This window comes from Microcystis sp. M53598_WE2, assembly GCF_030067735.1.
GTDB classification, from domain to species: Bacteria; Cyanobacteriota; Cyanobacteriia; order Cyanobacteriales; family Microcystaceae; genus Microcystis; species Microcystis aeruginosa.
The window spans coordinates 1-4,701 of sequence record NZ_JASJFE010000720.1; the positions used below are offsets into that span (position 1 = coordinate 1).

A 4,701-nucleotide genomic window follows, 5' to 3' on the forward strand; every position below is an offset into this window, starting at 1 on the left:
ACGGGCGAGGTTTTTTCCTGCATCCAAGTCAGGAAGGAGCCGAAGATGCGGCTAGAGGTTCCCCCATCGGAATCGGCGGAGCCCGCGCCACCGGCAAAAGCTTTATCTAATTCATCGATGAACAGAATGGCAGGAGAGATGGATTCGGCAGTTTTTAGGGCATTACGCAGGTTAGCCTCAGACCGTCCCACCATGGAACCATCGTAAACCCGTCCCATATCTAAGCGCAGGAGCGGTAAACTCCAGAGGCGCGAGGTGGTTTTAGCGATTAAGGACTTACCACAGCCTGGTACTCCTAAAATTAGCATCCCTTTCGGTTGGGGGAGTCCGTAACCTCTGGCTCTTTCTGTAAAGGCGTTCGATCGCTGTTTTAACCATTTTTTTAATTCTTCCAGACCACCGACGGCGTTGATGGTCTCGTCTTCTTCAACGTATTCTAAAATTCCGTTGCGGCGAATCAGTTGTTTTTTCTCGGAAAGGACGATTTCTACCTCGTCTTCCGTCAATTTGTTCGCTTTTACATGGGCTTTGCGGTAAACTTTTTCGGCTTCATCTTTGGTTAAGCCTAAGGCCGCTTTCAGGAGTTTTTCCCGGACCTCTGTGGTGGTACGACGATTTTGATTTTTGCCTAGGTGTTGTGAGAGAACTGTATCTAACTCTCCCATGTCCGGCAGGGGAAAATCTAGAACTACTACGTCTTTCTCTAGTTCTATGGGGACTTCTTGCAGGGGAGACATTAAAATAATGATTTTTTCGGTTCCTTTAAAGCTTGCGATCGCATCTCTCAACCAGCGAGTGACCGGAGCGGAAGTGATGAACGGATGCAGGTCTTTGAAGATGTAGATGCCCGCTTCCCGTTGACGCACTACCCATTCGATCGCCGCTTCTGGCGACACGGTATTATGTTGACTGGTTTGGCGCGGTTGACCTAGTTCGATCATGCCGTGGGTGACAGTCCAGACAAACACCCGTCGATGTTGTGTATTTAGTTGGGCTATTTTGCTGATGGCTTCTTCCGCCCTTTCCTCCTCGGAGGTGACGAGGTAAATCAGGGGATACTGAGCCTTGACGAGAATTTCTAGCTCTTCTTTCATAACATCGACCCTATTTGTGGTAACGGTTTTGACCTTGGGCGGCTACCGAGAGTTTAGCAGGGAACTAAGGCTGCTTCTCCCTCTGCGGTTCCTTGAGCACCAACGGGTTCGGGAACTTCGAGCGGGAACTCGTCGCCCACTATTCCGGGCTGGCGTTTGATCGACCTTAGCCGATCTTCTTTCATCACTAAGGCGGCATCACACTCGGGACAGACATGAACCTGATAGGTTTTGCCATAGGCGGCGGCTTCGATTTCTTCTACCTTTTCGGGGTATTTTAGGTAGAAAGCGATCGCTTTTTCCACCAGCCCTGACATCGATTCTTCATCGATTGCGGCTCTTATTTTTAGTTGACGATGGACTCCAGGGGGAAGGTACAGTGTGACTTTTTGCTTGTCTTGCATATCACTAAATTGGTTTACCCGGGTATGTGTCCTTACTATAACCACTGTCTTTCCCTCCTGTCAAGATGGTAAGCTGTCATAACAGCATAATTGTAACATTTCTTTACAATTGTTGGAGAAGTGGGGAAGTGGGGTGTAGGGTGTGGGGTGTGGGGTGTGGGGTGTAGGGTGTGGGGAAGTGGGGAAGTGGGATGAGGAAGTGGGGAGGTGGGGAAGTGGGGAAGTGGGATGAGGAAGTGGGGAGGTGGGGAAGTGGGGAAATTGAACTAAAACCCCAAAACCCCAAAACCCCAACCCCCAACACCTAAAACCTGTCTCCTGTCTCCTGAATACTGAATACTGACTCCTGAATTGAGCAAACCCTAATTACTATTGATGCGACTTAAAAAGGCTTGTAAGCGCTCGCTGTGGGGATTATTAAAGAAGGTGTCGGGATCACCTGCTTCTTCGATGACACCTTGATTAAAGAACAAAACCTTGTTAGAGACCTCCTTAGCGAACTGCATTTCGTGGGTGACGACTACCATAGTCATCCCCTCATCGGCCAATTGACGCATAACGTTTAACACTTCCCCGACTAATTCCGGATCCAGGGCCGAAGTGGGTTCATCAAATAAAATCACCTCTGGTTTCATGCAGAGACTGCGAGCGATCGCCACCCGTTGTTTTTGTCCTCCCGATAATTGGTCGGGATAAACATCGGCTTTTGGGGCCAATCCCACCTTTTCCAGATAATGAATTGCGGTCTCTTTAGCCTCATTTTCCGAGTGGTGTAACACCTGCTTGGGGGCTAACACCAAGTTTTGTAAAACGGTGAGATGGGGAAAAAGATTAAAGTGTTGAAACACCATACTTACCCGGCTGCGTAAGTTGCGGAGGACTGATTGATTTAACTTCGGGGAAGAGATGTCAATCCCCATCACCTCCAAGCGGCCACCGTTAATTGTTTCCAAACGATTGAGACAGCGTAAAAAGGTACTTTTGCCGCAGCCAGAGGGACCGATTACCGATACCACATCCCCTTGATAAAGAGTGCCTGTAACTCCTTTGAGTACCTCTAAAGAGCCGTAACTTTTGCGTAAACCTTCACTGACAATCACAGGGGTAGTAGTGGTCATGATATCCTCTCGTAAAAAATTTTACATTCTGTCTGTACAAAGGTATCGAGATTAGTTTCTGCCAGATTGTATCCTTGACGACATTTTATCAAGAGGAATAATCATAATACTCAAATAGTCTCTCTACATCTGTCTTGGGTGGGAAGTAGGACGAAATTAATAACTTAGTTGAGCGAAAAAATCAAGGAGAAACAATTAAAAAATGATTAAATTTTGGCGAGGGCGGGCGGTACAGAGAGTTATCTTTGCCTTGTTAGGATTAGTCTTGGCGCTCGGATTAACTGTTATTCCGGCTTTTTCTCAGACCCCTCCTAATCCTTTTCGAGTCGCCACAGAAGCAACTTTTCCGCCCTTTGAATTTCAACAAGGGGGACAATTAACTGGGTTTGATATCGATTTAATGCGGGCGATTGGCAAGGAAGCCGATCTCAACATTGACTTTAGAAATTTACCCTTTGATGGCATTATTCCGGCTCTACAAGCGAGAACAGTGGAAGCCGCTATTAGTGGCATGACTATCACCGCCGAACGCGCCCAAGCGATTTCTTTTTCTCGACCTTATTTTAGGGCTGGTTTAGCGATCGCTGTTCGGGAAGATAATAAGACAATTAAAAATTTTGAAGACTTAAAAGGCAAAAGAATTGCCGTCCAAATTGGCACAACGGGAGCCTTAGAAGCGACAAAAATACCGGGGGCAACAGTTAGTCAATTTGACTCGGCGGCTTTAGCTTTGCAGGAATTAATTAATGGTCGAGTTGAGGCGGTAGTTAACGATAAACCCGTGACTTTGTATGCAATTAAACAAGCGGGTTTACGGGGAGTAAAAGTAGTCGGAGAATTATTAACGGAGGAATTCTACGGGATTGCTTTACCCAAAAATTCCCCCTATCTCCAGTTAATTAATGATGCTCTCGGTCGAGTCATAGAAAGTGGTCGGTACGATGCTATTTTTCGGCAATGGTTTGGAGAAAAACCGCCAGAATTACCCTTAGTTGCCCCAGCTTTAAATAATTTACAGGAATCAAGTTTTAACTGGGGAGAATTATTCTATAACCTGATTGTGAAAGGGGTTCCCTGGACAATTCTGTTAACAGTTCTGTCTTTTCTGTTCGGGTTAATCGGCGGAACTTTAGTGGCCATTGCCCTGATTTCTCCCTACAAATGGTTAAAAATAATTTGCCGCATCTATGTGGATTTCTTTCGGGGAACACCGATGCTGGTGCAATTATTCTTGATCTATTTTGGTTTGCCAGGGTTGTTCCGAGAAATTGGCTTAAATATCGACTTAGATCGTTTACCGGCGGCCCTATTTGCCCTAAGTTTAAATGTGGCGGCCTATTTAGCTGAAATTATGCGCGGCGGTATTCAATCGATCGATAATGGTCAATGGGAAGCTTGTTCTAGTCTAGGAATGTCCCCAGTGCAAACCATGCACGAGGTGATTTTTCCCCAAGCTTTTCGCCGGATGTTGCCACCCTTGGGGAATGAATTTATCACCCTAATTAAAGATACCAGTTTAGCGGCAGTAATCGGTTTTGAAGAGTTATTCCGGCAAGGTCAATTAATGGTAGCCACTACCTATAAAGCTTTCGAGATTTATATCGCTGTTGCTGTAGTTTATTTGGTTTTAACTACCCTTTCCTCTGTGGTATTTAAGCGCTTAGAGATTTATATGGATCCCCTACATAAATCTAAACAGGAACAGAAAGCTTAGGGGCAACAGATGGGAACTGATAAGTAATAGGGCAAAATTAACTTCTTGGTTAGGATAGGCAAGAGGCAAGAGGTAGTTAAATATGTGCATTTAATTGTGTCTAGCTACTTACTAAATCGGTTTTTAATGGTATGATTGACTCCCGATCGAACTTTAAAAACCCACTTGCCACTTGCCACTTCTCAATCCCCACTTTCCTATCCTCTTTATAAATCTGGTTATTAAAAACTGATTATTTAGGGTTTGCTGAATAAATCTAAAAACCTTGTTGGATAGGGTTTTTAGACTTGTTTTCCCTCAAAAAGTGCCGACCTTTGGAGTGATTGGGGGGAAAATTCAGGTACTTTTTCCCTGAAAATTAGGTAATTGAC

At 45.3% G+C, this 4,701-nt stretch carries 4 protein-coding genes; 1 reads left to right on the plus strand and 3 read right to left on the minus strand.

Translation table 11 applies throughout. From position 1 onward, the window contains the following. The 3 genes from ycf46 to PX636_RS14720 form a co-directional block, all read right to left on the minus strand. A partial coding sequence (ycf46, locus tag PX636_RS14710; RefSeq protein WP_288117675.1) for a stress-responsive protein Ycf46 occupies window positions 1-1,094 on the minus strand: 1,094 nt, incomplete at its 3' end. A 53-nt stretch (window positions 1,095-1,147) separates the two neighbouring features. Then, window positions 1,148-1,498, minus strand: a complete 351-nt coding sequence (locus PX636_RS14715; RefSeq protein WP_012265766.1) for a slr0373 family blue light stress response protein — start codon at window positions 1,496-1,498, stop codon at window positions 1,148-1,150. A 362-nt stretch (window positions 1,499-1,860) separates the two neighbouring features. After that, entirely contained in the window at window positions 1,861-2,616 is a 756-nt protein-coding gene (locus PX636_RS14720) for an amino acid ABC transporter ATP-binding protein (protein WP_002795444.1), read from the minus strand. Between the two features lie 202 nt (window positions 2,617-2,818). Here PX636_RS14720 and PX636_RS14725 point away from each other — a divergent pair, with 202 nt between their 5' ends. Further along, window positions 2,819-4,330 (plus strand): ABC transporter permease subunit, encoded by a 1,512-nt coding sequence (locus PX636_RS14725; protein WP_061430127.1) that lies wholly within the window; start codon window positions 2,819-2,821, stop codon window positions 4,328-4,330. Window positions 4,331-4,701: the final 371 nt, after the last annotated feature.

What these genes read in the sequence shown, in the direction of transcription:
- PX636_RS14715 (WP_012265766.1), bottom strand. Translation starts at nt 1,498, where the DNA reads ATGCAAGACAAGCAAAAAGTCACACTGTACCTTCCCCCTGGAGTCCAT.
- PX636_RS14720 (WP_002795444.1), bottom strand. Translation starts at nt 2,616, where the DNA reads ATGACCACTACTACCCCTGTGATTGTCAGTGAAGGTTTACGCAAAAGT.
- PX636_RS14725 (WP_061430127.1), top strand. Translation starts at nt 2,819, where the DNA reads ATGATTAAATTTTGGCGAGGGCGGGCGGTACAGAGAGTTATCTTTGCC.